At 30.8% G+C, this 26,981-nt stretch carries 25 protein-coding genes; 9 read left to right on the top strand and 16 right to left on the bottom strand.

Annotated elements, in window-relative coordinates; translation table 11 throughout:
- Positions 1–224: 224 nt before the first annotated feature.
- Entirely contained in the window at positions 225–2,210 is a 1,986-nt protein-coding gene (locus LX78_RS08845) for a putative porin (protein ID WP_109682282.1), read from the bottom strand.
- Between the two features lie 178 nt (positions 2,211–2,388).
- On the opposite strand from LX78_RS08845, the gene LX78_RS08840 reads away from it, so the two are divergent.
- The 4 genes from LX78_RS08840 (at position 2,389) to LX78_RS08825 (ending at position 8,212) form a co-directional block, all read left to right on the top strand.
- The gene (locus tag LX78_RS08840) at positions 2,389–2,988 is read left to right on the top strand and encodes a ribonuclease HII (protein WP_109682281.1); all 600 of its coding nucleotides are present in this window, start codon (positions 2,389–2,391) and stop codon (positions 2,986–2,988) included.
- Positions 2,989–3,018: 30 nt separating this feature from the next.
- The gene (locus tag LX78_RS08835) at positions 3,019–5,454 is read left to right on the top strand and encodes a ribonuclease HII (protein WP_109682280.1); all 2,436 of its coding nucleotides are present in this window, start codon (positions 3,019–3,021) and stop codon (positions 5,452–5,454) included.
- Between the two features lie 45 nt (positions 5,455–5,499).
- Positions 5,500–6,549: a nucleoid-associated protein gene (locus LX78_RS08830; protein WP_109682279.1), complete on the top strand. Its 1,050-nt coding sequence runs from the start codon at positions 5,500–5,502 to the stop codon at positions 6,547–6,549.
- 82 nt (positions 6,550–6,631) lie between these two features.
- Complete coding sequence (locus tag LX78_RS08825) at positions 6,632–8,212, top strand: phytoene desaturase family protein (protein ID WP_109682278.1); 1,581 nt, start codon at positions 6,632–6,634, stop codon at positions 8,210–8,212.
- 7 nt (positions 8,213–8,219) lie between these two features.
- Here the strand turns inward: LX78_RS08825 and lipB are convergent, their stop codons facing one another.
- Entirely contained in the window at positions 8,220–8,936 is a 717-nt protein-coding gene (lipB, locus tag LX78_RS08820; RefSeq protein WP_109682277.1) for a lipoyl(octanoyl) transferase LipB, read from the bottom strand.
- A gap of 19 nt (positions 8,937–8,955) precedes the next feature.
- Positions 8,956–9,114 (bottom strand): YqaE/Pmp3 family membrane protein, encoded by a 159-nt coding sequence (locus tag LX78_RS08815; protein WP_109308696.1) that lies wholly within the window; start codon positions 9,112–9,114, stop codon positions 8,956–8,958.
- 143 nt (positions 9,115–9,257) lie between these two features.
- Between LX78_RS08815 and lysS the strand changes: the two genes are divergently transcribed.
- The 5 genes from lysS to LX78_RS08790 all read left to right on the top strand — a co-directional run bounded on the left by lysS (position 9,258) and on the right by LX78_RS08790 (position 16,669).
- A complete protein-coding gene (gene lysS / locus LX78_RS08810) occupies positions 9,258–10,952 on the top strand; it encodes a lysine--tRNA ligase (RefSeq protein ID WP_109682276.1) in 1,695 nt (564 codons plus the stop codon).
- A 209-nt stretch (positions 10,953–11,161) separates the two neighbouring features.
- Positions 11,162–13,639 carry an alpha/beta hydrolase family protein gene (locus tag LX78_RS08805; protein ID WP_109682275.1) on the top strand — a complete coding sequence of 826 codons (2,478 nt, stop codon included), beginning with the start codon at positions 11,162–11,164 and terminating at the stop codon, positions 13,637–13,639.
- Positions 13,640–13,871: 232 nt separating this feature from the next.
- Positions 13,872–14,795: a YeiH family protein gene (locus LX78_RS08800; protein WP_109682274.1), complete on the top strand. Its 924-nt coding sequence runs from the start codon at positions 13,872–13,874 to the stop codon at positions 14,793–14,795.
- Between the two features lie 123 nt (positions 14,796–14,918).
- Positions 14,919–15,446, top strand: a complete 528-nt coding sequence (locus LX78_RS08795; RefSeq protein ID WP_109682273.1) for a YceI family protein — start codon at positions 14,919–14,921, stop codon at positions 15,444–15,446.
- Between the two features lie 47 nt (positions 15,447–15,493).
- Positions 15,494–16,669: a M28 family peptidase gene (locus LX78_RS08790; protein WP_109682272.1), complete on the top strand. Its 1,176-nt coding sequence runs from the start codon at positions 15,494–15,496 to the stop codon at positions 16,667–16,669.
- A 77-nt stretch (positions 16,670–16,746) separates the two neighbouring features.
- Here LX78_RS08790 and LX78_RS08785 read toward each other — a convergent pair whose 3' ends face one another.
- The 13 genes from LX78_RS08785 to infA form a co-directional block, all read right to left on the bottom strand.
- The gene (locus LX78_RS08785) at positions 16,747–17,661 is read right to left on the bottom strand and encodes a dimethylarginine dimethylaminohydrolase family protein (protein WP_109682271.1); all 915 of its coding nucleotides are present in this window, start codon (positions 17,659–17,661) and stop codon (positions 16,747–16,749) included.
- Between the two features lie 119 nt (positions 17,662–17,780).
- Positions 17,781–19,067 carry a citrate synthase gene (locus LX78_RS08780; RefSeq protein WP_109682270.1) on the bottom strand — a complete coding sequence of 429 codons (1,287 nt, stop codon included), beginning with the start codon at positions 19,065–19,067 and terminating at the stop codon, positions 17,781–17,783.
- A 186-nt stretch (positions 19,068–19,253) separates the two neighbouring features.
- Complete coding sequence (gene eno, locus LX78_RS08775) at positions 19,254–20,546, bottom strand: phosphopyruvate hydratase (protein ID WP_109682269.1); 1,293 nt, start codon at positions 20,544–20,546, stop codon at positions 19,254–19,256.
- 74 nt (positions 20,547–20,620) lie between these two features.
- On the bottom strand, positions 20,621–21,724 hold the full coding sequence (gene carA, locus LX78_RS08770; RefSeq protein WP_109682268.1) for a glutamine-hydrolyzing carbamoyl-phosphate synthase small subunit: 1,104 nt from the start codon (positions 21,722–21,724) through the stop codon (positions 20,621–20,623).
- Positions 21,725–21,799: 75 nt separating this feature from the next.
- The gene (locus LX78_RS08765) at positions 21,800–22,510 is read right to left on the bottom strand and encodes a hypothetical protein (RefSeq protein WP_170109827.1); all 711 of its coding nucleotides are present in this window, start codon (positions 22,508–22,510) and stop codon (positions 21,800–21,802) included.
- A gap of 60 nt (positions 22,511–22,570) precedes the next feature.
- Positions 22,571–23,272 carry a hypothetical protein gene (locus tag LX78_RS08760; RefSeq protein ID WP_109682266.1) on the bottom strand — a complete coding sequence of 234 codons (702 nt, stop codon included), beginning with the start codon at positions 23,270–23,272 and terminating at the stop codon, positions 22,571–22,573.
- Between the two features lie 90 nt (positions 23,273–23,362).
- A complete protein-coding gene (gene rplQ, locus LX78_RS08755) occupies positions 23,363–23,842 on the bottom strand; it encodes a 50S ribosomal protein L17 (RefSeq protein WP_109682265.1) in 480 nt (159 codons plus the stop codon).
- A 59-nt stretch (positions 23,843–23,901) separates the two neighbouring features.
- Entirely contained in the window at positions 23,902–24,894 is a 993-nt protein-coding gene (locus LX78_RS08750; RefSeq protein WP_109682264.1) for a DNA-directed RNA polymerase subunit alpha, read from the bottom strand.
- Positions 24,895–24,989: 95 nt separating this feature from the next.
- Positions 24,990–25,595 (bottom strand): 30S ribosomal protein S4, encoded by a 606-nt coding sequence (gene rpsD / locus LX78_RS08745; protein WP_109682263.1) that lies wholly within the window; start codon positions 25,593–25,595, stop codon positions 24,990–24,992.
- A 174-nt stretch (positions 25,596–25,769) separates the two neighbouring features.
- Positions 25,770–26,153 carry a 30S ribosomal protein S11 gene (rpsK, locus tag LX78_RS08740; RefSeq protein ID WP_109682262.1) on the bottom strand — a complete coding sequence of 128 codons (384 nt, stop codon included), beginning with the start codon at positions 26,151–26,153 and terminating at the stop codon, positions 25,770–25,772.
- A 107-nt stretch (positions 26,154–26,260) separates the two neighbouring features.
- Positions 26,261–26,635: a 30S ribosomal protein S13 gene (gene rpsM, locus LX78_RS08735; RefSeq protein WP_109682261.1), complete on the bottom strand. Its 375-nt coding sequence runs from the start codon at positions 26,633–26,635 to the stop codon at positions 26,261–26,263.
- 2 nt (positions 26,636–26,637) lie between these two features.
- On the bottom strand, positions 26,638–26,754 hold the full coding sequence (gene ykgO, locus LX78_RS08730) for a type B 50S ribosomal protein L36 (protein ID WP_013305171.1): 117 nt from the start codon (positions 26,752–26,754) through the stop codon (positions 26,638–26,640).
- A gap of 4 nt (positions 26,755–26,758) precedes the next feature.
- Positions 26,759–26,974 carry a translation initiation factor IF-1 gene (gene infA, locus LX78_RS08725; protein ID WP_007094967.1) on the bottom strand — a complete coding sequence of 72 codons (216 nt, stop codon included), beginning with the start codon at positions 26,972–26,974 and terminating at the stop codon, positions 26,759–26,761.
- Between the last annotated feature and the right edge of the window lie 7 nt (positions 26,975–26,981).

Raw genomic sequence — 26,981 nt, 5'->3', positions numbered from 1 at the left:
AAAAACTTAATCGCTTTGCGTCGTTTTCGGGGTGCAAATATACAACCCTTTATGTTTTACAAACAAACTTTTTTTAAACTATTTTTTGTTTTATTTTATATCTATATACGCAAGCCTTATTATCAATCATTTATAACAAATGATTACTGTAGAAAGAACAAGATATAACTGAAAGCCTGTTCATTTTATGACGAAAACTAAAAAACGGAAGTACTATAATATTATTATAGAAAGAAATTCCAGACTAATCCAAAACGAATTACAAAGTCTCGGTATGGATGATTAGGGGCAGAATAATAATCGTAACCTGTCCACGCCGAATTAATATGTTCTGCTTTAATAAAGATTCTAGCTTGTTGGATTTTTGCATTCACAAAAAAATCAAATCTAGGAAAGCCTCCAAATTCTCTATCTGTTTGAACGTAGAATTCTGCTAGAAGTGGATCGTAACCATTCATATAATAGTTAGAGAAATAATTGAATGTAATTCCTGTTTGCAGAAACAATGCTTTCTTAAAAAAGTAATCTGAATAGTATAGTGTATTTCTAGTAACGATTTCGGGTACGTTAAAAACCTGATTGTCGTCTTTAACTGTTTGATATACTATTGTGTTATCTAAAGCAAACTTCTTATATCTAAATTCCTTTTCCAATTTAATAGATAAATAGTTAATTGCTTTATCATTCTGAAAAGGCTTAACTAAGCCTGAATCTGATACTTTCTTAAAATAAAGATAATCGTTGATTGAAGTTATATTAAGTGACAGATTAGCTATTTTATTTGATTGTAGTGTGAATTCAATGTTTTGTGTTTCGGTGTTATTAAAATTGGATTGCCAATTATAATTCTCATAAACACTTTGATATAATAAGAAGTTGTAATTAGGTGCTTTTGATGCATGGTTTATTTTTGCACTAAATGCGATATCGTCTGTAAACTGATATGACGCTTTACCCATAATAAAGTTACCTTCAAATTCTCCAGACACATTTAATCCAAATTCTCCTTCTATATTGAACCCTTTAATGTTTTTAAAATACGACCCTCCAATTGATATAACTTCTCCTTTTAGCCTATTGGTAATTAAACTATTATCTATATTAGTTACCTTATCATAACCATAATTATAATTATTATAGCTTGCATTAAACTGAATGCGTCCTATAATGTTGTTGCTGTAATTTGCATATAGTTGTGTATTGAAATCTTCTAATGTAACTCTGTCTCTTAAATCTTCTTGCTGGAATGCTTCTCCAAAATAATCATTCTGATTATCTTGGTTATATTCATAATACTTATCTTCAAAAGATATAACCTGTCCAATACTTAATGTATTTTTTGTTAAAGAGTCTGTCTTTTTATTAATATTATATTTATGATTTAAATGAAATCGCTTTCCTTTTAATACATTTTTAGCATCTTCAAAATTAACAGCTAACAACTCTCTATCTTTAAACTCAGGGTTTCCAGATTCAAAATACGGGACATTACTATCTTGTAAACCTCCATTTTCCTGATTCAACAAATCTTGCGCCACTATATGAGCATTGGCAATGTATCTATTATCCTTTGTTTTGTAACTGGATGTAAATCTAAAATTACCAGTGCTTGTAAGTGCATGTTGATATTTTCCTAAAGAACGAAGTCCTTTATAGGCTATAGAAAAATTAAACTGTTTGGAAGTGTTTGCTGTAAAAAAGGCATCTATTTGCTGCCCTTGTTCGAAAGCTGTTTTATAATATAGCTCTGTAAATGGTGTTGGTACATGATAATAATATATGTCTTCTATTTCCATGTAATTAAAATGCCTTGCCCTTGCACCAAATAATGGCATTAAATTATTATCATTAAAATTATAGATTAGAGTATTATACGATTGGCCAACATTCGAAAAAGGCATAAGATTAAAATTATCTTTTCTTAAATAATTAAACTTATACTCTTTTCTAACTGTAAGTGTTGTATCCACATAAGTTGTATCATTCTTACTTGATACAATTAAATACATATCTATTTTAGCATCTTTATTTTTAATATTTTCGTTACTAGTACTTTTTGTTGAACCTTGATATGAGTCTTCCTGATAGTTTTCATTTTTAATTAAACCATCTTGTCTTTGATTTTGGTCTTTATTAACGGTAGGTGTAATTTGAGAAAATCCTAAATTAACAACACATATTAAAAAAAATGCTAAAAATATTTTCCTCATAATTATTTTTTAGACCTTGCAACAGCCTAAGACTGATTTTGAATTATATTATTTTTGTTGATATAATTTATAGATAGTAATCTAATTTTTGTCAAAAATAGAAAATATCTATTGGAATTAATTTATAATGAACAATATTACAATTAATAATAACGTCTTATTCTTAAGATTTATATAAATGCTGAAATTTAATTATTCGAATTTAATTCTAGAATGTGGCACAGACGAAGCTGGTCGTGGTTGTTTATGTGGACCTGTTACAGCTGCTGCAGTTATTCTTCCAAAAGGATTTAAAAATTCAATTTTAAATGATTCGAAGCAGTTATCTGAAAAAAAACGCAATCTTTTAAGACCTTATATAGAACAACATGCTCTAGCTTTTAGCGTAGCACACATTTTTCCTAAAAAAATTGATGAAATAAATATTTTAAATGCTTCTATTATGGCTATGCATCAAGCCATTGAAAATTTAAAAACAAAACCTGAATTCATTATTGTTGATGGAAATAAATTCAAACCATTTGCAAATATTCCATATCAAACTATTATTAAAGGAGACAGTAAATACCTCTCAATAGCTGCTGCATCTATTCTTGCAAAGACATATAGAGATGACTACATGGAAAAGCTTCATTTAGAATTACCTATGTATAACTGGAAACAAAACAAAGGATATCCTACTAAAGAACATAGGCTTGCAATTAAAAAATATGGCATAACAAATTATCATAGAAAAACTTTTAGACTCTTACCCGAACAATTAAAATTAGAACTTTAACTTATTATATTTGCAGAAACCCTCAAGTAAATGAAAGGCATTTTTTATTTCATCTTAATTACATTTTTAGTCACTAGTTGTAGCATTGATAAAAAGTCAAGCAGCTTATCTGACTTTATTCCAGAAAACCCTTCTATTATATTAAAGATTTCTAATATTGAAAGTTTAAAAAGCAATATTAATAATAACAACTTTCTTCAAGAATTATCAGAATCAACTTCATATAAATCTATTTCATCTAGAATGGAAGTTCTTAATCATTTAAAAACCAATAACGACGTTTTATTATGTTTTGAAAAAGATCAGAACGATAGCCTTCAATACGCTTTCATTACTAAATACCATAAAGATATTATAAATGTAGATTCACTACCTAATCATTCAGTTGAAACTATAAAAACAAAGAAACTTTCTATAACTAAAACAATTATTGAGAAAGAAATTGTTTACAGTATTATTAAAGACAGCATCATTATAGGTGCTTCAACTCAAGATTTATTGGAAAATGCAATAAATAAGGATAATAAAAATATAGAAATAGCAAACCTCTTAAATACATCAAATCCTAACAGTCAATTATCTATTATTTTCAATGAAAAAAATAAGCAACATATAGGTTCTATTTTCAAGCAAGATTCAATTACAAATTTAAAACTTTCAGATTACTTGTTAATGGATGTAGATTTAAAGCAAGATGAAATTCTACTTAACGGAATTACTACAGCTAAAGATTCTACAAAAAGTATTATTAATGTTTTTAAAAACACCATCCCTCAAGAAAACCTAACAGCAAAAATTGCTCCTGCAAATAGCGATGGCTATTTAAGTTTCTCTTTTAATAATTATTCAAATTTCAAACAGAACCTTGATAAATACAATCAAACAGATACTAAAAAACCAGAGACAACACTTTTTGATAATATTGTAGAAGTTGGAGTGGTTTTTGAAGAAAACCAACAAGCCATTGTTTTAAATTCTTTAGATGAAATTTCTACAGAAGACGCTTTATTAAACGAACAAACTCTAATTGAAACTTATAGAGAAATAAATATTTACAGTTTTAGTCAGCCAGAATTATTTAGTCTTGCTTTTTCTCCTCTAGTTAATTTTAAGAACGCTAACTTGTATTGTGTAATCAATAATTTCTTTGTGTTTGCTAATACTATAGAATCGCTTCAAAACATTATTGCAAATTACCAAAACAACACAACAATAAGCAATAGAACATATTTTGAAGCCATAAAAGAAGATTTAAGTGATGAAGCATCTTTAATGTTAGTTGCAAATCCAAATAAATTAAGCAATATTATTCAGAATGTCCTTCTAGAAGAACTTAATCTAAATTTAGATAAATATAAATGTTCAGCTATTCAGTTTATTTATGATAATCATTTTGCTCATGTAAATGCCATTATAAAAAAGAGCAAAACTAAAGCAGTAGAAAACTCAGTTACAGAAGAATTTAATATTAAACTTAACGAAGACATATTAAATACACCTCAATTTGTAGTCAATCATTTAAACAGGGAAAAAGAAATTGTTGTTCAAGATGTAAAAAACAACTTATACTTAATTTCTAATACAGGTAAACTGCTATGGAAAAAACAACTTCATGGAGCTATTCTTGGGAAAGTGGAACAAATAGACATGTATAAAAACGGAAGACTTCAATTGGCTTTTGCCACACCAAATCATGTGTATGTTTTAGATAGAAATGGGAAAGACGTAGCTCCATTTCCATTAAAATTTAACGATATAATTACACAACCTCTTTCGGTTTTCGATTACGACAATAATAAAAATTACAGATTATTAGTTACACAAGGCAAGAACATACTTATGTACGACCAGAAAGGAAAAACTGTAAAAGGATTTACTTTTAAAAATGCTGAAAGCGCTCTAATCCATCAACCTCAACACATTCGTATTGGAAGAAACGATTATTTGTTATTTAAAACAGATAGTAAACTATATATATTAGATAGAATAGGTAAAACACGCGTATCACTTAAGAAAAACTATAACTATTCCAATCAAGCTGTTTACTTGTATAACAACAAGTTTACAACCACCACTAAGGATGGCAAACTAGTAACTATAGACACAAAAGGAAATACATCTGAGCAAGACTTACAACTTACAGATATACATAATATTGAAACTACCAGCAAAACACTTGTGGCTCAATCTGAGAACAAACTTATTATTAAAACCAAAACTTTAGAATTAGATTACGGAAACTATTCCGATCCAGAGATTTTTTACATAAACGATAAAATTTATGTTTCTGTAACCGATTTACAATCTAAAAAAATCTATTTATTCGATAGTCAAGCAAAATCTATTTCTAACTTTCCTGTTTATGGAAATTCTAGAATAACTTTAGACAATATAGATAAGGACAGAAATCTAGAGTTTGTAACAAAAGGCGATGATAATACTATTATTATTTATCAGATAAACTAAATATATCTAAAATTCAAATTAGCTTAAAAAGCTAAATAAACACTTATGATTTCACGTAAAAATGCTTCTATTTCAAAATGTATTATTCATAAAGTGGGTAATAAACACAATAACACTAAAAATGCTTTTTCTGAAAAAGAAGTCCATTTTGACGAAGCCAGTTACGAGCTTATGTTGCCGTTTTTATTAAGACCTTTTGGTTCTGTGGTTCAATCTTACCGTTTTAATCATCATGCTAATATTTCTTTAAATGAAATAAACACATACAGTTCTCAAATGTTTAATGAAGACGATGCATTTATTGAAACTTCAAAACACATCGTGAAACATTTGTTCGAGCAATCCAATTCAGCACAAATAAAAACGGGAGATGTATTAATCGTGATGTTTGAAGGCATCGAATTCAACGAAATAACCACCAATGCATTAGGGATTTTTAAAATTGAAAACAAGGTCAATTTCTTTCAAACCTATTTAGAAAATAATAGTTATGATGTCTTGGTACAGAAAGGCATCAGCTCTAAAAAGGTAGACAAAGGATGCTTAATTTTAAATCAAACAGATACTGAAGGTCCAATTATTTTAAGCGCAGACAACAACAATTACGATGCGCAATATTGGACCAATCATTTTCTAAATATTAAATATGCCGATGATGCCAATAATCACACACAACAATATATCGAGTTGTGCAAAGATTTTTCAGAAGATATATTAAAGATTTCTTATGGTAATCAAGAACAAAACACGTTTTTAGCCAGAACCATTGATTTTTTCAAGGAAAACGAAACCATAAATGTAGAACGTTTTAAAGAGGAAATTTTTGAAGAAGACAAACACAAAACCCTGTTCGACGATTATAAAAAAACCTTTGAGGGCGAAAAAGACATCTTAATTAGAAATCAATTTGATGTTGCTGAAGCAGTAGTAAAAAAAGAAAAGAAAAAGATTAAAACCGATATAAAACTTGATACCAACATTCAAATAAAATTAGACATTGATGCTCCTGAAGCTTCTAGCGAATATCTAGAACGTGGTTACGACGATGAGAAAAAAATGCACTTCTACAAAGTATATTTTAATGCAGAAGGGTAATTTACTACTCAACAAAAAGCGTAAATTAAATTTTTAAAAAATAAGTTCCGTCTATTTTGTATTTTGGTTGAAAATATATTCCATGATTCAATCTTACAAACAAAAACCACTTTTACAAGACAAATACGACTCTATTATTATTGGATCTGGAATGGGTGGACTTACTACTGCTGCTATCCTTGCTAAAGAAGGGCAAAAGGTTTTAGTATTAGAACGACATTATACTCCTGGAGGTTTCACACATGTTTTCAAGCGTAAAGGTTACGAATGGGATGTTGGCATTCACTATATAGGTGAAGTCCAAAGAGAAAACAGCATGTTGAAAAAACTATTTGATTATGTAAGTGATGGTAAATTAAAATGGGCTGACATGGGAGAGGTTTACGATAAAATCATTATTGGTGATAAACAATACGATTTTGTGAAAGGCGTTAAAAACTTCAAAGCAAAAATGATTTCTTATTTCCCTGAAGAAGAACAAGCCATAAATACTTACATAGATATGGTTTTTAAAGCTGTTAAAACCAGTAAGAACTATTACATAAGTAAAGCTATTTCTCCTCTATGGAATACATTTTTTGGAAAATATTTAAAAAAACCATTTCATAAATATTCAGATAAAACTACTTACGAAGTATTAAGCTCGCTTACTAAAAACGAAGAATTAATAAAAGTTCTAACAGGTCAATATGGCGATTATGGATTACCTCCTAAAGAAAGTAGTTTTTCCATGCATGCATCTGTAGCTAGACATTATTTTGATGGTGGGAATTTTCCTATTGGAGGCTCTTCTCAAATTGTTAATACCATAGATCCTGTTATAGAATCAGCTGGAGGCACCATTTTAGTTAGTGCAGAAGTTGACCATGTTATTATTGAAAAAAATAAGGCGATTGGTGTAAAGATGAAAGATGGAAAAGAATTTCTCTCAAAAAACATCGTTAGTAGTGCTGGAATAATTACAACTTATAAAAAATTATTACCTCCAAATATTATTAAAAAACACCAACTGAATAAACAACTACAAAAAGTAAAGCCTTCAGTAGCGCATGTTAGTTTATATATTGGATTAGAAGGCTCTCCAGAAGAGCTTCAAATTCCAAAAACTAATTATTGGATTTATCCTGAAAAAGGTGACCATGACACTTGTGTTAAAAATTATTTAGAAGATTTATCACAGCCATTTCCAGTGGTATATCTCTCTTTTCCTTCAGCTAAAGATCCAGATTGGTCCAATCGCTATCCAGATAAAAGCTCCATTGATATTATTACTTTAGTACCTTATGAAACCTTTGAAAAATGGTCTGATACCTCGTGGAAAAAAAGAGGAGACGAATATGAAGCAATTAAAGAAAATATTGCGCAACGCTTGCTGAAAGAACTATACAAACAATTACCACAAGTGGAAGGAAAAATAAATTGTTATGAATTATCTACACCTCTAACCACACAGCATTTTGTTAATTACCATAAAGGAGAAGTGTATGGTTTAGACCATAGTCCTTCTAGATTTAGACAACCCTTTTTAAAACCAAGAACACCAATTAAAAACTTTTACCTAACAGGTCAAGATATAGTAACAGCAGGTGTTGGAGGTGCCTTATTTTCTGGAGTATTAACTGCTATGGCTGTTACTGGGGAAAATGTATTAAAAAAGGTCTAATAATAACCTAAACCTTTACTTCTTTCTTAACAACTTCAGCTTCAAAAAGTATAGCAAAGTGCTTCAATAATTTCTGTTTCACTTCAGCTTCATCTACTTCTTTTTTTCCAAGTTCTACATGTAAAGACGTTACGGCTTTCCCACGAATTCCACACGGAATCATATTATCAAAATAACCCAAATTGGCATTTACATTAAGAGCAAAACCATGCATAGTAACCCATCTGCTGGCACGAACTCCCATAGCGCAAATTTTTCTGGCAAATGGAGTTCCTACATCTAGCCAAACACCTGTTTCTCCTTTACTACGCTCGGCTTTAAGACCGTATTCAGCTAAGGTAAGAATAATCATTTCTTCTAATAAACGTAGGTACTTATGGATATCTGTAAAAAAGTTTTCTAAATCTAAAATTGGATAACCAACTATCTGCCCTGGACCATGATACGTAATATCTCCTCCTCTATTCACTTTATAAAAACTAGCGCCTTTGGCTTTTAGTTGCTCTTCGTTTATAAGTAAATTAGTCATATCGCCACTTTTTCCTAAAGTATAAACGTGAGGATGTTCTACAAACAAAAAATAATTTTGTGTATCTAGATTAGCATCTTCTCGTCTGTTCTTTATTTTAGTATCTACAATACTTTTGAATAAAGTTTCCTGATAATCCCAAGTATCTTTATAATCTTTAGAACCTAAATCTTGTAGCTCGATAATTTTATTCATAGACTGCAAAGATACAATTTTATGACTTCGGATTATTTAAAATAACGAGTGCTGCAATTACTCCAGGAACCCAGCCACAAAGCCATAATAAAAACACAATAATAATAGAGCCACAACCTTTATCGATTACTGCTAAAGGAGGGCAAAAAATGGAAAGTAAAACACGCCAAAAACTCATTTGATTAATTTTAATTGATGAAATATACTTATTAGTATAATAAACTCGCTATTTGTTACATAACATTTTCCAATATAATAAATTGATATCCTAACTAATAGTAATTATCTTTGTGCCTTTAAAAATATACAATTCCATTATATATGTCGCAATTATCAGAACAAGAATTAGTACGTAGAGACAAGCTCGCTAAATTACGCGAATTAGGCATCAATCCATATCCAGCAGATTTATTTCCTTATAACCACACTTCTAAACAAGTAAAGCAAAATTTTTCTGAAGGAAAAAAGGTGATTATAGCTGGTCGTTTAATGTCACGTAGAATTCAAGGGAATGCTAGTTTTGCTGAAATTCAAGATAGTGAAGGCAGAATACAAGTGTATTTTAATAGAGACGAGATTTGTTCTGGAGACGACAAAACAAAATACAATACCATTTATAAGAAACTATTAGATATAGGAGATTTTATTGGTGTTGAAGGCGAATTATTTACAACAAAAGTTGGTGAAAAAACGGTGAAAGTAAAAGACTTTGTTATTTTAAGTAAAGCACTTAGGCCATTACCATTACCAAGAACAGATGCCGAAGGCAATGTATATGATGCCTTTACAGATCCTGAACAACGTTTTAGACAACGATATGCAGATTTAGTAGTAAATCCACATGTAAAAGAAGTGTTTATTAAAAGAACCAAACTTTTTAATGCCATGCGTACTTTCTTCAATGATGCAGGTTATTTTGAAGTTGAAACACCAATCCTACAACCAATTCCAGGAGGAGCTGCTGCAAGACCATTTGTAACGCACCATAACAGTTTAGATATGCCGTTGTATATGCGAATTGCCAACGAGTTGTATTTAAAACGTCTTATTGTTGGAGGTTTTGAAGGTGTATATGAGTTCTCTAAAAACTTCCGAAACGAAGGTATGGATAGAACTCACAATCCAGAATTTACAGCAATGGAAATTTATGTAGCCTATAAAGACTACAATTGGATGATGGATTTCTGCGAGCAATTATTAGAACATTGCGCTATGGCTGTAAATGGGACTACTAAAGCTTCTTTTGGAAAACACGACATAGATTTTAAAGCTCCTTATGCAAGAGTAACAATGGCAGATTCCATCAAGCATTTTACAGGGTTTGATATTACTGGCAAGAGTGAAGCTGAAATAAAACAAGCTGCTAAAGACATGGGGATTGAAGTAGATGACACCATGGGAAAAGGCAAGCTGATTGATGAAATTTTTGGTGAAAAATGCGAAGGAAACTACATTCAACCAACTTTCATTACAGATTACCCAAAAGAAATGAGTCCTTTATGTAAAGAACATAGAGAGAATCCGGAATTAACGGAACGTTTTGAACTTATGGTTTGTGGTAAGGAAATTGCCAATGCTTATTCTGAATTGAACGACCCTATAGATCAACGTGAACGTTTTGAACACCAATTAAAACTTGCTGCAAAAGGAGACGATGAAGCTACCGAATTTATTGATTACGACTTTTTACGTGCTTTAGAATATGGTATGCCACCAACATCAGGAATGGGAATTGGTATGGACAGACTCATCATGTTTTTAACCAATAATCAGTCTATTCAGGAAGTGTTATTCTTCCCTCAAATGAGACCAGAGAAAAAAGCTGTTGAAATGACCGAAGATGAAAAAGCCGTTTTCAAACTCCTTAAAGCTACATCGCCAATAGACTTAAATGTGTTAAAAGCTCAATCAGGATTAAGCAATAAGAAATGGGACAAAACCATAAAAGGCCTAACTAAAAGCAAGTTGGCTAAAGTTGAGAAGAATGATGATGGTTTGTTTGTGGAATTAGTTTAAATAATTCCTGCAAAGTCAGGAACCTCATAAATCAAAAAAGGATTTACTTAACTGTAAATCCTTTTTTGTTTTACATGATAGCAGATGCTATCATAAAACTTGTCACCTTTTCGTCACTTTTAAAAAACTAATAAGTTGTTATATCTAGAAAATTTATGGATAATAAGTATATTAGTGTACATTATTATTGATTACTAAATATCTTAAATATGAAAAAATTAGTTTTTATTCTACCATTTCTCTTTTTCATTGGCTTATTAAACAGTTTAGAATCTTTTGCACAGGAAGACAATACCAATGGATGGAAGTCTCCAGATGAAGATATCCTTAAAGTTCTTTATGCACCTCAATTACCTAGAACGTCCACGTCTCCTCCAAGCACACACATGATTCTTACAGATCCTATTTACTACCCTAGCTTATCAGAATTAGCTGGACCTATGCTTAAACTTGCTGGAACACGTGTCAATCCAAAAAACAATTACTACCATGGAAGACATGGAGGTACTTCACCAAGAATAGTCACAGTAAAAGATGGCAAAACGGTTCCCATAAATATTCCGAAAGATGCAGAAGTTATTTCAACGGACTGGACAGTTGACGGTCAGCGTTTTGCTTTGTCTGTTGCATTTGAAGATCGAGTTGAATTATGGTTAGGTGATATTAGTGGCAAAGTAGAAAAAGTACAAGACATTATTCTTAATCCACTTATGGATCAAGCTGTGAAATGGCTACCAAATCAAGAAGATATTTTAATTAGAAGAATTCATAATCGTGGTCCAGTTCCACAAGAACCTTCTATCCCTAATGGCCCAATGATCCTCGAAGATGCAGGAGCTTCGGCAAGATCAACCTATGAATCAAGAAACCTTCTTGAAACAACATACGATGATGAATTGTTTAGTTACTACACACAATGTGAATTAGTAATCTATAATACCAAAACAAAAAAAATAAAAGTAATTGGACCATCGGCATCATATATGTCTGCAGATATTTCTCCAGATGGAAATTACTTATTAGTAGAAAGATTAAAAAAACCATGGTCGCATGAAGTAGCTTGGTGGCGATTTGCAAATGATGCTGAAGTATGGAATCTTGATGGGAAACTAGTAAAAACAGTTGTTAACCAACCTCTTGCTAACGAAGTTCCTATACATGGTGTTATTACTGGACCAAGAAATGTTTCTTGGCAACCTACAGCACCACATACTTTGTTTTGGACAGAAGCATTGGATGGTGGTAATCCAGTAGCAGAAGTAGAATACAGAGACAGGCTTATGAGTTGGGAAGCTCCATTTAATAACAAACCTAATGAAGTATTTAAAGCAGAACATCGTATACAAGGAACCATGTGGGGACAAAAAGACGGAATGCTAATGGTTTACCAGAGAGAGCGCATGAAAAGATGGCGTTATGTCTGGCTTCTTGATGTTGACAAAAACACATCTAAATTATGGTTTGATCTAGATGAAAATGATTTCTATAATGATCCTGGTTATCCTATTTTCACTCAACTGAATAATGGTAAATATGTTTTTAAAGTGGAAGATGGTTCTATTTATTTCCGTGGAAATGGTGGAAGCGAAGATGGAGATCGTCCTTTTGTAGACCAGCGAAACATTGAAACTGGAGAAACACAAAGAATATTCCGAAGTGATAAAGATAAATATGAGTACTTCATTGACTTTGCTGCTACTCCCAACACCTTCATCATGAGTTCTGAATCTACAACAGAAGTACCCAATTTATATTTAGCAACATTTGGAGAAACAATTGCGGCAGATGCTGGAGAAAGTACCAGAGCAATAACAAAACATCCAATTACAACATTTAAAGACCCAAGTCCTGAATTAAGACAGATAGAAAACAAGATTGTTAAATACCAAAGGAATGATGGTATTGAATTAAGTTTTCAATTGCTGTTGCCTCCAGGATATAAGGAAGGAACAAAATTACCAACTGTTGTGTATGCTTATCCATTAGAATATTCTGGTGGCAAAACTGCTGGACAAGTTAGAGGGTCTTCCAATCGCTTTATGCGAATATATGGTCCATCACACAAATATTTTTTAATGAGAGGATATGCTGTATTAGATAATACTGCAATGCCAATGATTGGTGATCCTGAAACTGTATATGATACATTTGTTCCACAATTGGTAGCTGATGCCGAAGCTGCAGTTAATAAAGCTGTGGAAATGGGTATAGCAGATCCAGAAAGAATTGGAATTATTGGTCATAGCCATGGAGGCTTGATGGTGGCTAATTTATTAGCACATTCTGATTTGTTTGCTGCAGGTATTGCACGAAGTGGTTCCTACAATAAAACAAATCAACCATACGGATTTCAAGGTGAACGTCGTTCACTTTTTGAAGCTACCGAATCTTATATCGACTGCTCTCCAACTTTCTTTGCCAACAAAGTCAATGAGCCTATATTGATTATTCATGGAAATGATGATTCAAATCCTGGCACACTAACTTTTCAGTCTGAAGTGTTTTATGAAGCTGTAAGAGGTTCAGGAGGTACTGCAAGATTGGTCTTATTACCATTTGAAGATCATGGTTACAGAGCAAAGGAATCCATCGAGCATGTATTATGGGAACAAATAAACTGGTTTGACAAGTATGTTAAAAATCGTGAGATTATAACCCTTGAGGAAAAAGAAGTAGAGAAACCATAAAGGTCGCTGTGATTCTTCCTTTTTTAAAAAAAGAAATTTATAATCAATTAGAACGAAATGTAAATAATATTAAAGTTGATTTTAAAATTTGAAAGGTTTACTATATGTAAACCTTTTTTTCTTCATTTGAAAATTAAACCAACTATTACGTTTAATCTAGATTTAAGATAAAGATATTGTATGAAAGTTATTACTTATTTCTAATTTAGCAGAGTTATAAAAAGAATATCTAATGAAACGAATAAGTCAAATAAGCGTTTATATCATTATAATAATTTTAGCTGCTTTAAATTTTATTTCAAGTCCTGTAGCTCTTATTTTAGGTTTTCTTTTTACATTAGTTCTAGGCCATCCGTTTCCTGTACAGTCTAAAAGAGCAATCCAGATACTTTTAAAAATTTCAATAATTGGTCTTGGTTTTGGTATGTCTGTAATCGAAACCATTAAAGCTAGTAAAGAAGGTTTTGTAATTACAGCTTTATCAATTTTTATAACAATTGGTCTTGGGTTACTACTTATTAAGGTTTTAAAAATTGATAAAAAGCTTGGTTTTTTAATGACCTCTGGCACTTCTATTTGTGGAGGAAGTGCCATTGCTGCAATTTCTCCAGTAATTAAAGCAAACCCTAAGACCATTAGTATTGCTATTGGTATTGTTTTCCTACTAAACTCAATTGCCTTATTAATTTTTCCTTCGCTTGGACATCTATTTCATCTATCACAAACACAATTTGGAACTTGGTGTGCCATAGCTATTCATGATACAAGCTCTGTAGTTGGAGCTGCTTTAGAATATGGAGATCAAGCTTTGCAAATTGCCACAACTGTAAAATTGGCTCGAACATTATGGATTATTCCATTATCTTTTTTTGCTATGGCACTGTTTAAGTCTAAAAATCAAAAAATTAAAATTCCATATTTTATCTTAGGGTTTATTGCAGCCATGCTAATTAATAGTTATCATTTAATCCCAGAATTGGTTTCATTAAGATTGGTAGATATTTCTAAAAGACTACTTATAATTACTTTATTTTTAGTTGGAGCCAGTTTAAGTGTTAAAGATATTAAAGAAACTGGTTTTAAACCTATTCTATTTTCAACCATTCTTTGGGTCTTTATCAGTGTTTTTTCTTTAGTTTTTATTATCAATTTCTAAAAGTAAAAACCAATAGCAAACCAAAAATCAACATTTAACTAAAATATAAGAAACTAATTATAGAGATGTAGTTCCTTTTTTTTAACTTTATCTGAAACAGGTTATTACTATAAAAACACTATTATGAAAACTATTCAAATCATTATATTATTTATCAGTTCTTTATGTTTCAGCTTTATACAAGCACAAACTATTAATACTGATAAATCTGAAGTAAAATTTAAAATAACTGGTGGAGGTATTTTTACAGTAAAGGGTAATTTTACAGGTATGAAAGGTGATTTTAATTTTAGTGAAACTGATGTAGCAAATTCGAGTTTTGATATTTGTATTGACGCAAAGACCCTCAATACAAAAAATGAGAAACGAGACAACCATTTGCATTCTGCCGATTTTTTTGAAGTAGATAAGTACCCAACCATTTGTTTTACATCAACTTCTGTAACGAAAACCCGCGAAGGCTATAAAACAACTGGCAATTTAACCATACATGGAGTTACTAAGACTGTAGAGATACCTTTTTCATTTAAAAAAAATACTTTTGAAGGGGAAATAGAAATTAATCGTTTTGATTATAAAATAGGCGAGGATTTTGGCACTATAAGAGTTGGTGAAACTGCTACAGTTACTATTATATGTGTTGTATATTAGTAGATATTTTTATTTTCTATTAAATTAGCAGCCCTATATCTAATTAAATGAAACATTATTACCTTACCTTCAATTTGTTTGTTCTTATTTTTTTTATAAGCTCAGCTTCATTTTCCCAAACGTTCAACACTTATTATGGAGATGTTGTTAGCAATGTATCTCAAACAAATATTACTAACGATTTAATAACTTTTGAAAATTTTGGCATTAAAAATGTTGGTTCTACAAGACTAACTAATGCTCAAAACTGGATTACAACTCGTTATTCAAATTTAGGTTATACAAACATAGAATTACAAGAGTTTACTTATTCTTCTGGAACAAGCAATAACATTATTGTAACAAAAACTGGTACTACATATCCAAACACTTTTATAATTATTGATGCGCATTACGATACTATTAATGGTCCAGGAACAAACGACAATGGTTCTGGAACAGTTTTAATTATGGAGCTAGCTAGATTACTTGCAAATGTACCAACGGAATATTCTATTAAATTTATTCATTTTAGTGGTGAAGAAGATGGATTAGTAGGTAGTAATTATTATGTAGATAATACTGTAATTCCACAAAATTTAGATATTAAGTTGGTTTTTAATATAGATGAAGTTGGTGGTGTAGATGGTATGGTAAATAATACTATTGTTTGCGAAAGAGATCAAAGTAATTCTCCTACCACCAATAATGCAGCTTCAAATATTGTTACTGGTCAATTGGCTACTTGTATAGAATTATACTCTAATTTAAACACAGAAATATCTTATGCATATGCTTCAGATTATATGCCTTTTGAAGATAACAATGAGGTTATTACTGGGTTATATGAATCTAACGAAACACCTTATGCTCATGGTCCAAACGATCTTCTTGTAAATATGGACCCTTCTTATTTATATGAAGTGACCAAAGGATCTTTAGGTGCTGCTATGTTTTTTGCTGAAGTTGATTTTAATGTCTTAAACACAGAGTCTTATTCTTTAGAATCTAATATTAGTATGTATCCAAACCCAACAAGAGGTCAAGTTAATATTGCTATAAATACAGCTTTGAATGTACCTACACGTTTTATGGTGTATGATATTCTTGGGAAACAAGTTTTTCAAAAATCAATTTCTAAACAACAAGCTTCAATTAATCTAAATCATTTAAAAGATGGTGTATATCTAGCTGTTTTCGAAAATGGCGATAAAAGAACTTCAAAAAAATTAATAATAAAATAAACTGACTATTTTCAACTAAAAAAGGTCTTCAAATATTTTGAAGACCTTTTTTAGTTTATATTATTAAATTAACCGAGTTAGTCTCTTATAAGAGGCAAAGTAGAACAACGTAACAAACCTTCTTGTTTAGCTATTTCTGCATAAGGTACCTCTTCAACAGTTATTCCGTTTTCTCTTAACCAAGTTTTCAATCTGGTAAAATTCTTTTCAGAAATAACTACATCTTCAGAAATTGAAAACACATTACTATTCATATTGTACATTTCTTCTCTAGTTATATGAAACAAATTCTCTTTACCAAACAAATCGACTAAATACATATAGTCGCTTTCTTCTCTAAAACCACTCTTGTAAATAATCCCTTTATTTTTTCCAACAGGCTGAAAACAGCAATCTAAATGTAAAGCATTATCTCTAGGCTCAATTTTAGATTTCACTAAATCAAATTCCTTAACAATTTTATTTGGAAACAAATCCTTTATATATTTTACGCCTGCCATATTTGTTCTAGCAGTAATGTAGTTCTTATAATCGCTACCTTTATAAGTACCAATAAAAATATGGCTATTCCATAACATCACGTCTCCACCTTCTATATGGACTTCTTTTGGTGGCCTTACTACTTTGTCTGGGTCTATTTGGTCTATTATATATTGAATAGCTTCTAATTCTTCTTCGCGATTAGGTAAAATGTTTGCTTTCACAAAAACATTGTCAATTACAAAAGCTATGTCACGAGTAAAAATCTGATTACAATCTTTAATCAATTCTGGTCTATACACTTTTACGTTGTATTTTTCGAATACCTTAGCTACTGCTTCCATCTCCTTAACCATATCTGCTTCTATAGGATATGTTCCTGCTTTAATATGCTCTAAAGACTTTGGATCGTATGCTTGATCTACAGTTGGTGTTGGACCATTACTTATGGCTGTTCCTAATACAACTGCTCTTAATCTAGATGTCTCGTTTTTTACGTTTAGTTTTATCATAGTGTTACAAACCTAAAATATAATTTATTATTTAAAGTGAGTTTATCTTTAAAAAAATATAAAGTATAAAAAAAGCTTCATTAATAAAAATGAAGCTTTAATAAATTTTAATTATATAATTAACGCTTATCAATAGTTTTAAAAGGTCTTAAAGTTTCGCCAATATAAATTTGACGTGGACGACCAATTGGTTCATTGTTTAAACGCATTTCTCTCCATTGTGCAATCCAACCTGGTAAGCGACCTAAAGCAAACATAACTGTAAACATATCTGTTGGTATTCCCATTGCTCTATAAATAATACCAGAATAGAAATCTACATTAGGATATAATTTCCTGTCAACAAAATATGGATCAATTAAAGCTTCTTGTTCTAAAGCCTTTGCTATATTTAAAATTGGATCTTCAACACCTAGATCGTTTAAAATTTCGTCTGCAGCTTTTTTAATAATCTTAGCTCTTGGGTCGAAATTTTTATAAACTCTATGTCCAAAGCCCATTAATCTAAATGGATCTTCTTTATCTTTTGCTTTAGACATAAATTTATTAGTATCTCCACCATCTTCTTTAATAGCTTCAAGCATTTCTAAAACAGCTTGGTTTGCTCCACCATGAAGTGGTCCCCAAAGTGCAGAAATACCTGTAGAAAGAGATGCAAATAAACCAACATGAGATGAACCAGCAATTCTTACTGTAGATGTTGAACAATTTTGTTCGTGGTCTGCATGAAGAATTAACAATTTATCTAAAGCGTCTATTACAATTGGATTAAACTTATATTCTTCGTTTGGTAATTTAAACATCATTTTTAAGATGTTTTCAACATACCCTAAGTTTTTATCGCCATAATCTAATGGTAAACCATTCTTTTTTCTGAAAGTCCAAGCTACTAATACTGGAAATTTTCCTAATATCTTTACAATAGCTTTATACATATCTTCTTCAGAATTAACATTAACCGAAGAAGGATTAAAAGCAGTTAAGGCACTTGTAAGAGATGCAATAACTCCCATTGGGTGAGCCGATTTTGGAAAAGCATCTACAATTTTACGAATATCCTCATCTACAACAGATTGCGCTTTAATATCTGTATGAAATTTTTCTAATTGCTCTTTATTAGGTAATTCTCCAAAAATTAACAAAAAAGCAACTTCTAAGAAATCAGCCTTATCAGCTAGCTCTTCAATAGAATATCCACGATATCTTAAAATTCCTTTTTCGCCATCTAGAAACGTAATAGCACTTTCACATGATCCTGTATTTTTATAACCTGGATCGAGAGTGATAACACCTTCTGTTGTGCTTCTTAAGTTTTTTATATCTATGGCTACTTCATTTTCTGTTCCTTCAATTAGTGGGAATTCATATGTTTTGCCTTTAATTTCTAATCTAGCTTTATCTGACATATTTTGTAAAAAATATTAATATAATGTATTGTCTTTTTTCGTTTTGCGAATTTACAAAATATCTAACGATTATTAAAGCTCTTAACAAAGGTTTTAACAATAAAAATGTTAGTACAATGTATTGTAAAAAGAAAGCGATTATTAGATGAATAATAATCGCTTTTTAAAAAATTTGTTTTGAACTATCTATCTCACTTTGAAAGCGTTTTTTCCAGGAAAATAAGCTACTTCATCTAATTCTTCTTCAATACGTAATAACTGATTGTATTTAGACATTCTGTCGCTTCGTGAAGCAGATCCAGTTTTAATTTGCCCACAATTTAGAGCAACTGCTAAATCTGCAATAGTATAATCTTCTGTTTCTCCTGAACGATGAGACATCACAGACGTATAACCTGCATTATGAGCCATGTTAACTGCAGCAATGGTTTCGGTTAGTGTACCAATTTGATTCACTTTTATTAAAATAGAGTTAGCAATGCTATTTTTAATACCTTTTGATAATCTTTCAACATTCGTTACAAATAAATCGTCACCAACTAATTGAACTTTATCTCCAATTAATTCGGTTAAATATTTCCAACCTTCCCAATCGTTTTCATCCATTCCATCTTCAATCGAAATAATTGGATACTTTGAAACTAATTCAGCTAAATAATCAGCTTGTTCTTTACTGGTTCTTACTTTTCCTTTATCGCCTTCAAATTTTGTGTAATCGTATTTTCCATTGATATAGAATTCAGCTGAAGCACAATCTAGAGCAATCATAATATCATCGCCTAAAGTATAACCTGCATTATCAACTGCTTTTTTAATAGTGTCTAAAGCATCTTCGGTTCCTCCAGCTAAATTTGGAGCAAAACCACCTTCGTCTCCTACAGCAGTACTTAAACTTCTATCATGTAATACTTTTTTTAAATGATGGAATATTTCAGTTCCCATCTGCATGGCTTGTGTAAAATTTGAAGCTTTTACAGGCATAATCATAAATTCCTGAAATGCAATTGGTGCATCGCTATGCGAACCTCCATTAATAATATTCATCATTGGTACTGGAAGCGTGTTAGCAGATACTCCACCAACATATCTATACAAAGGCATTCCTAACTCATTTGCAGCAGCTTTAGCAGCAGCTAACGAGACTCCTAAAATAGCATTAGCGCCTAATTTAGATTTGTTAGGTGTACCATCTAAATCAATCATTATTTTATCTATAAGATTTTGTTCGAAAACAGATGTTCCAAGCAATTCTTGAGCTATTAATGAATTTACATTATCTACAGCTTTTAAAACACCTTTTCCCATATAAGCGTTTCCACCATCACGTAGCTCTACAGCCTCATGTTCTCCAGTTGAAGCTCCAGAAGGTACAGCAGCTCTTCCCATAATACCATTTTCGGTAACTACATCAACTTCAATGGTTGGATTTCCTCTTGAATCTAAAATTTGTCTGGCGTGAATGTTGATAATAATACTCATTTTTAAAATTTTATAATTAATTTAATTCTTATTTAAAAAACCTCAAGGAAATAAGTCTTCTTTGAGGTTTTTAGTTATTTATTTTTTATGTTTTCTATAAACTGATCGAACAAATATGATGAGTCGTGTGGACCAGGACTAGCTTCTGGATGGTATTGAACCGAAAAGCAATTTTTGTTTTTCATTCGAATACCAGCAACTGTATGATCGTTTAAATGTACATGTGTAATTTCTATATCAGAATGTGCTTCTGTTTCTTCTCTATTAATAGCAAATCCATGGTTTTGAGAGGTAATTTCACCCTTACCAGTAATTAAGTTTTTAACAGGATGATTGATTCCTCTGTGACCATGATGCATTTTATAAGTTGAAATACCATTTGCCAATGCAATAACTTGATGTCCTAGACAAATGCCAAATAAAGGTAAATCTCTTTTAATAATTTCTTTTGCAACTGCTTGAGCTTCTACCAATGGTTCTGGATCTCCAGGTCCATTAGATAAAAAATAGCCGTCTGGTTTAAATGCTTCTAATTCTTCAAATTTTGCATTGTATGGAAATACTTTTATATATGCATCTCTATTAGCTAAATTTCTAAGAATATTTGTTTTTATTCCAATGTCTAGAGCTGCAATTTTATAAGTAGCATTTTCATTGCCAAAATAATAAGGTTCTTTAGTAGATACTTTAGATGCTAGTTCTAAGCCATTCATTTCAGGAACTTCAGCTAATTGCTTTTTAAGTCCTTCTATATTATCAACTTCTGTCGAGATAACTGCATTCATAGCTCCATGATCTCTAATGTAACTAACTAAAGCTCTAGTATCTACATCTGAAATTGCAAATAAATTGTTGATGTTTAAAAATTCCTCTAAAGAAGCATCTGCTGCATCACGAGAATACTCGTAACTAAAATTTTTACAAATAAGACCAGATATTTTAATTGAATTAGATTCTACTTCATCTTTTTGAGTGCCATAGTTTCCAATATGTGCATTGGTAGCAACCATTAATTGACCAAAATAAGAAGGATCTGTAAAAATTTCTTGATAACCAGTCATTCCTGTATTAAAGCAGACTTCACCAAAGGCAGTACCTGTTTTACCGATGGCTTTACCATGAAAAATGGTTCCATCTGATAATAATACGATTGCTTTTTCTCGTTTGTTGTATTTCATGATTAAAAAAGTTTTGCAAAATTGCATAAAAAAAAGGATAAACTAAAATGTTTATCCTTTTTTATGATTTCTTTATTAAAGAGAATCATAATAAGTGAGAATCTTTATTAAATCTTCTTCTGTGGTGTATCCAAGTTTATTCTCTTTTACAAAACTAGAAATTTCTTTTTCTTTATTTGAAAATGCTCTTAAAATAGACTTTTTCTTTAGTTTAATCTCATTAAGGGAAGATTTACTTTTCATGTAGAAATAAGCATCTGACCTAGTATAAACATCTGGACTCTTTATTTGAGTTAATGGGTTTAAAGTCCCTTCTGTAATTATCAATTCTGGATGTTTATATAATGTAATATGTTTTAAATCCAAAAGCTTCTCAAAAAAACCAATCTTATTAGAATTTGGAATTTTTAATTTTATATAGGTGGCTTCAAGAGTTTCTACAAATTGAATCTTATCGCTATTAAAAATAAATAATGAATCGCCTAAAGTTTCTGTTTCAAACCTATTGTCTTTAATATTAAAATTAATGTTATTTAATCTTAATTCTCTGTCTGAAGTTGTAACAATTCTAGCTGGCATTTCCCATGTATCATATAGATATTTGGTTCCTTCATATTTATTAAAAATACTTTTTTGAAAAACTTCATCTGGAAACATATCTGCAGTAGTAACAGGCCTTGTAGCCCAAGACTGGCTTCCAGTAGTTGATAAAGTCGAGGTCATTGTTTGTGCTAAACTAATATTAGCAAAACAAAAAAGAAATAATAGGTTTATTAGAGGCTTCATTTTAATTCATTTAGTAATTAGTTTTAAAGATAAATAAAACTAATTACTAAATGAATTTTCTTATAACGTATTATAATACTTTATAATTGCTTTAAGATCATTAATATCTTTATAGTTAAGGCTATTATCTTTTGCATGCTGTTTTACAGCATCTTTCTTATCTGAATCAATTAATTTTAATATAGCTCCTTTTGAAAGTTTCATTTCAGATAGTGTTTCACCATCTTCTGTGGAGTAATACTTTTCAATTTTAACCATTTGATCTGGAGTAATTTTTTGTTGAGTCATTGGGTTAAAATTTCCTTCAACAATTTCTGTTTCAAATTTTCTTAAAATAGTTAAAGATTTTGTTTTTACTAATTCTTCGAAATAAGAATTTCTTTGATATTGAGGATCTAGATAGCGCTTAAACGTTCTGCTATTTATGTCTATTTTTTTTATGTTTTTAGGATTTAGAGCTAGAACAGAATCTTCAGCAAATTTTGCTTCAAAACGCTCTAATTGTACATTATAATTTATAGATCTAATTTTATAGGCTCTATTATCTGACATATAAATTAATGCATTATCAGAGTTCCAAGAATCAAACAAATATGGAGTTCCTTTTATTTCTGAACTAGCAGTACTATTAGTTATCCATAACCCATTATTAGACATCAATGTTCTAGAGTTTGAAAAATCATTTCTAGAAGAAATTGAAGCAGATTGAGAAAATGAAAAGTTTACCGTTAAAGCAAGTAGGAATATTAAATATTTGTTCATGGTTCTAAAATTTAAGGTGCAAATATAAAAAAAGGATGAACATAATTGGTTCATCCTTTATTAATTAACATATATTAACAGAAACTAATTCTATTCTTCTTCGTTAGAAGCTTTAGTTTCAGTTGCAGGAGCAGCAGTTTCAGCTGGTTTAGAACCACCTCTTCTACTTCTTCTAGTTGTTTTCTTTTTAGCTTTATCTGCATTGTAGATTTCGTTGTAATCAACTAATTCTATCATTGCCATATCAGCATTATCACCTAAACGGTTACCAAGTTTAATAATTCTTGTGTATCCTCCTGGTCTATCACCAACTTTGGCAGCAACATCTCTGAATAATTCTGCTACAGCTTCTTTTTGTCTTAAACGTGCCATAACAATACGTCTGTTATGAGTTGTATCTTCTTTAGATTTAGTTACTAAAGGCTCTACAAATTGTTTTAAAGCTTTAGCTTTAGCAACAGTCGTATTAATACGTTTGTGCTCTATTAAAGAACAAGCCATATTAGCCAACATTGATTTTCTGTGAGCTGTTTTTCTACTTAAGTGATTTATTTTTTTTCCGTGTCTCATGACATTTGTTTTATCATCTTGCTACTAAACTCGACTTGCGAGGAGCAAAATATGATTAATTAATCTTTATCTAGTTTGTATTTTGACAAGTCCATACCAAAGTTTAAACCTTTAACATTTACAAGCTCTTCTAGCTCTGTTAATGATTTTTTACCGAAGTTACGGAATTTCATTAAGTCGTTTTTATTAAATGATACTAAGTCTCCTAAAGTATCTACTTCTGCTGCTTTTAAACAATTAAGAGCACGAACAGAAAGATCCATATCAACTAATTTAGTTTTCAATAATTGTCTCATGTGAAGAGATTCTTCATCATAAGTTTCTGTTTGAGCAATTTCATCTGCTTCTAGAGTAATTCTCTCATCTGAGAATAACATGAAGTGGTGAATTAAAGTTTTAGCTGCTTCTGTTAAAGCATCTTGAGGCGTAATTGAACCATCAGTAATAATTTCGAAAACTAATTTTTCGTAATCTGTTTTTTGCTCTACACGATAGTTTTCAATGCTATACTTAACATTTTTTATTGGAGTATAAATTGAATCTGTAAAGATTGTTCCAATTGGTGCTGAAGCTTTTTTATTTTCTTCTGCTGGAACATATCCTCGCCCTTTTTCAATTGTAATTTCCATATTAATATTTACTTTAGGATCTAAGTTACAGATTACTAATTCTGAATTTAACACTTGGAATCCTGAAATAAATTTTTGAAAATCTCCTGCTGTAATTTGATTTTGTCCAGAAATAGATATTGATACAGACTCGCTGTCAACATCTTCTATTTGTCTTTTAAAACGAACTTGTTTTAAATTTAAAATAATTTCGGTAACATCTTCAACTACACCAGCAATTGTAGAGAATTCATGATCTACACCTTCTATTCTAACTGAAGTTACTGCAAATCCTTCTAAAGAAGATAATAAAACTCTTCTTAAAGCATTTCCGACTGTTAATCCATAACCAGGTTCTAAAGGGCGAAATTCAAATTTCCCTTCAAAATCCGTAGAATCAATCATGATTACTTTGTCTGGTTTTTGAAAATTAAATACTGCCATATATTTCTTCGTTTTAATTGTTATTTAGTTGCGCGATTTAAAAGATTGAAGAAGACCAATAAATCCTTTGGCTAAATACCAATATTATTAATTTATTATTTAGAATATAATTCGACGATGAATTGTTCGTTAATGTTTTCTGGAATTTGAATTCTTGCAGGAACAGAAACATACGTTCCTTGCTTTAATTCGTTATTCCAAGTTATCCATTCGTATACAGCACTTGAATTTGATAAAGATCTATCGATAGCTTCAAGTGATTTTGATTTTTCTCTTACAGCAACAACATCTCCAGCTTTTAACTGGTAAGAAGGAATATTTACTATTTCACCGTTAACTGTAATGTGTCTGTGAGACACTAATTGTCTAGCACCACTTCTAGAAGGAGAGATTCCCATTCTAAAAACAACGTTGTCTAATCTAGACTCACAAAGTTGAAGCAATACTTCACCTGTAATTCCAGGAGCAGCTGTTGCTTTTTTAAACATGTTTCTGAATTGCTTTTCTAATACACCATATGTATATTTAGCTTTTTGCTTTTCCATTAACTGGATAGCATATTCAGATTTCTTTCCACGACGCTTGTTTGCACCATGTTGACCAGGAGGATAATTTCTTTTTTCAAAAGATTTATCTTCTCCATAAATAGCCTCGCCAAATTTACGAGCTATTTTAGTTTTAGGACCAGTATATCTTGCCATTTCTTAAATTGAGTTATGAGAGTGATTATGAATTAAGGTCTTAATCTTATCCTTCGATAACCGTTATTCTCTCGTTGATACTTGTTAATTATTTTTTCAGAGTGCAAATTTACATATAAAAAATTAATATCAGCTATTAAAAACAGCTGATATTAATTTTATAAATAGTATTAATTATACTCTTCTACGTTTTGGAGGACGACATCCATTATGTGGTAATGGAGTAACATCGATAATTTCTGTTACTTCAATACCTGCATTGTGGATAGAACGAATAGCAGATTCTCTACCATTTCCAGGACCTTTTACGTAAACTTTCACTTTCTTTAAACCTGCTTCTTGTGCAACTGCAGCTGCATCTTCAGCAGCTAATTGAGCTGCATAAGGTGTGTTCTTTTTAGAACCTCTAAACCCCATTTTTCCAGCAGAAGACCATGAAATTACATCTCCTTTTTTATTTGTAAGCGAAATAATAATGTTATTAAAAGATGCTGTTACGTGAGCTTCACCTACTGCATCTACAATTACTTTACGCTTTTTAGTACTTGACTTTGCCATATCTTTTTAGATTTCTAGTTGTTAGTTTTTAGTTGTTAGAATCCTAAACATTGCTATTTCAAACAGATTCATCTAACTTCTAAACTCTAATGACTAATGTCTTTTAATTATTTAGTTGCCATTTTTTTGTTAGCAACAGTTTTTCTTCTACCTTTTCTAGTTCTAGAGTTGTTTTTAGTACGTTGTCCTCTTAAAGGAAGACCAGCTCTATGACGAATACCTCTGTAACAACCAATATCCATTAATCGCTTAATGTTTAATTGAGTTTCAGAACGTAGTTCTCCTTCAATTGTAAAAGAACCAACAGCTTCACGAATATTACTAATTTCGTCGTCTGTCCAATCTTGAACTTTTGTACTTTCTTCAACTTTAGCTGCTGCTAAAATTTCTTTTGATCTACTTCTACCTATTCCATAGATATAAGTTAAGGAAATTACTCCTCTCTTGTTTTTTGGTATGTCTACACCTGCAATTCTTGCCATAACTACCCTTGTCTTTGTTTGAATCTAGGATTCTTTTTGTTAATTACGTAAAGTCTACCTTTTCTACGCACGATTTTACAATCTGCACTTCTTTTTTTAACTGATGCTCTTACTTTCATCTTGTTAGTATCTATAAGTTATTCTAGCCTTAGTTAAATCGTAAGGACTCATTTCTAATTTTACTTTGTCTCCTGGTAATAATTTAATGTAATGCATACGCATTTTACCAGATATATGCGCTGTCACAATGTGACCATTTTCTAGTTCAACACGGAACATAGCATTAGATAATGCTTCTATTATTGTTCCATCTTGTTCTATTGCTGCTTGTTTTGCCATAGTATAT

The organism is Xanthomarina spongicola, from assembly GCF_003148645.1.
In the GTDB taxonomy this organism is placed as follows: domain Bacteria; phylum Bacteroidota; class Bacteroidia; order Flavobacteriales; family Flavobacteriaceae; genus Xanthomarina; species Xanthomarina spongicola.
This window is presented reverse-complemented; position numbering and strand designations above follow the sequence as displayed.

What these genes read in the sequence shown, in the direction of transcription:
- LX78_RS08845 (WP_109682282.1), bottom strand. Translation starts at nt 2,210, where the DNA reads ATGAGGAAAATATTTTTAGCATTTTTTTTAATATGTGTTGTTAATTTA.
- LX78_RS08840 (WP_109682281.1), top strand. Translation starts at nt 2,389, where the DNA reads ATGCTGAAATTTAATTATTCGAATTTAATTCTAGAATGTGGCACAGAC.
- LX78_RS08835 (WP_109682280.1), top strand. Translation starts at nt 3,019, where the DNA reads ATGAAAGGCATTTTTTATTTCATCTTAATTACATTTTTAGTCACTAGT.
- LX78_RS08830 (WP_109682279.1), top strand. Translation starts at nt 5,500, where the DNA reads ATGATTTCACGTAAAAATGCTTCTATTTCAAAATGTATTATTCATAAA.
- LX78_RS08825 (WP_109682278.1), top strand. Translation starts at nt 6,632, where the DNA reads ATGATTCAATCTTACAAACAAAAACCACTTTTACAAGACAAATACGAC.
- lipB (WP_109682277.1), bottom strand. Translation starts at nt 8,936, where the DNA reads ATGAATAAAATTATCGAGCTACAAGATTTAGGTTCTAAAGATTATAAA.
- LX78_RS08815 (WP_109308696.1), bottom strand. Translation starts at nt 9,114, where the DNA reads ATGAGTTTTTGGCGTGTTTTACTTTCCATTTTTTGCCCTCCTTTAGCA.
- lysS (WP_109682276.1), top strand. Translation starts at nt 9,258, where the DNA reads ATGTCGCAATTATCAGAACAAGAATTAGTACGTAGAGACAAGCTCGCT.
- LX78_RS08805 (WP_109682275.1), top strand. Translation starts at nt 11,162, where the DNA reads ATGAAAAAATTAGTTTTTATTCTACCATTTCTCTTTTTCATTGGCTTA.
- LX78_RS08800 (WP_109682274.1), top strand. Translation starts at nt 13,872, where the DNA reads ATGAAACGAATAAGTCAAATAAGCGTTTATATCATTATAATAATTTTA.
- LX78_RS08795 (WP_109682273.1), top strand. Translation starts at nt 14,919, where the DNA reads ATGAAAACTATTCAAATCATTATATTATTTATCAGTTCTTTATGTTTC.
- LX78_RS08790 (WP_109682272.1), top strand. Translation starts at nt 15,494, where the DNA reads ATGAAACATTATTACCTTACCTTCAATTTGTTTGTTCTTATTTTTTTT.
- LX78_RS08785 (WP_109682271.1), bottom strand. Translation starts at nt 17,661, where the DNA reads ATGATAAAACTAAACGTAAAAAACGAGACATCTAGATTAAGAGCAGTT.
- LX78_RS08780 (WP_109682270.1), bottom strand. Translation starts at nt 19,067, where the DNA reads ATGTCAGATAAAGCTAGATTAGAAATTAAAGGCAAAACATATGAATTC.
- eno (WP_109682269.1), bottom strand. Translation starts at nt 20,546, where the DNA reads ATGAGTATTATTATCAACATTCACGCCAGACAAATTTTAGATTCAAGA.
- carA (WP_109682268.1), bottom strand. Translation starts at nt 21,724, where the DNA reads ATGAAATACAACAAACGAGAAAAAGCAATCGTATTATTATCAGATGGA.
- LX78_RS08765 (WP_170109827.1), bottom strand. Translation starts at nt 22,510, where the DNA reads ATGAAGCCTCTAATAAACCTATTATTTCTTTTTTGTTTTGCTAATATT.
- LX78_RS08760 (WP_109682266.1), bottom strand. Translation starts at nt 23,272, where the DNA reads ATGAACAAATATTTAATATTCCTACTTGCTTTAACGGTAAACTTTTCA.
- rplQ (WP_109682265.1), bottom strand. Translation starts at nt 23,842, where the DNA reads ATGAGACACGGAAAAAAAATAAATCACTTAAGTAGAAAAACAGCTCAC.
- LX78_RS08750 (WP_109682264.1), bottom strand. Translation starts at nt 24,894, where the DNA reads ATGGCAGTATTTAATTTTCAAAAACCAGACAAAGTAATCATGATTGAT.
- rpsD (WP_109682263.1), bottom strand. Translation starts at nt 25,595, where the DNA reads ATGGCAAGATATACTGGTCCTAAAACTAAAATAGCTCGTAAATTTGGC.
- rpsK (WP_109682262.1), bottom strand. Translation starts at nt 26,153, where the DNA reads ATGGCAAAGTCAAGTACTAAAAAGCGTAAAGTAATTGTAGATGCAGTA.
- rpsM (WP_109682261.1), bottom strand. Translation starts at nt 26,635, where the DNA reads ATGGCAAGAATTGCAGGTGTAGACATACCAAAAAACAAGAGAGGAGTA.
- ykgO (WP_013305171.1), bottom strand. Translation starts at nt 26,754, where the DNA reads ATGAAAGTAAGAGCATCAGTTAAAAAAAGAAGTGCAGATTGTAAAATC.
- infA (WP_007094967.1), bottom strand. Translation starts at nt 26,974, where the DNA reads ATGGCAAAACAAGCAGCAATAGAACAAGATGGAACAATAATAGAAGCA.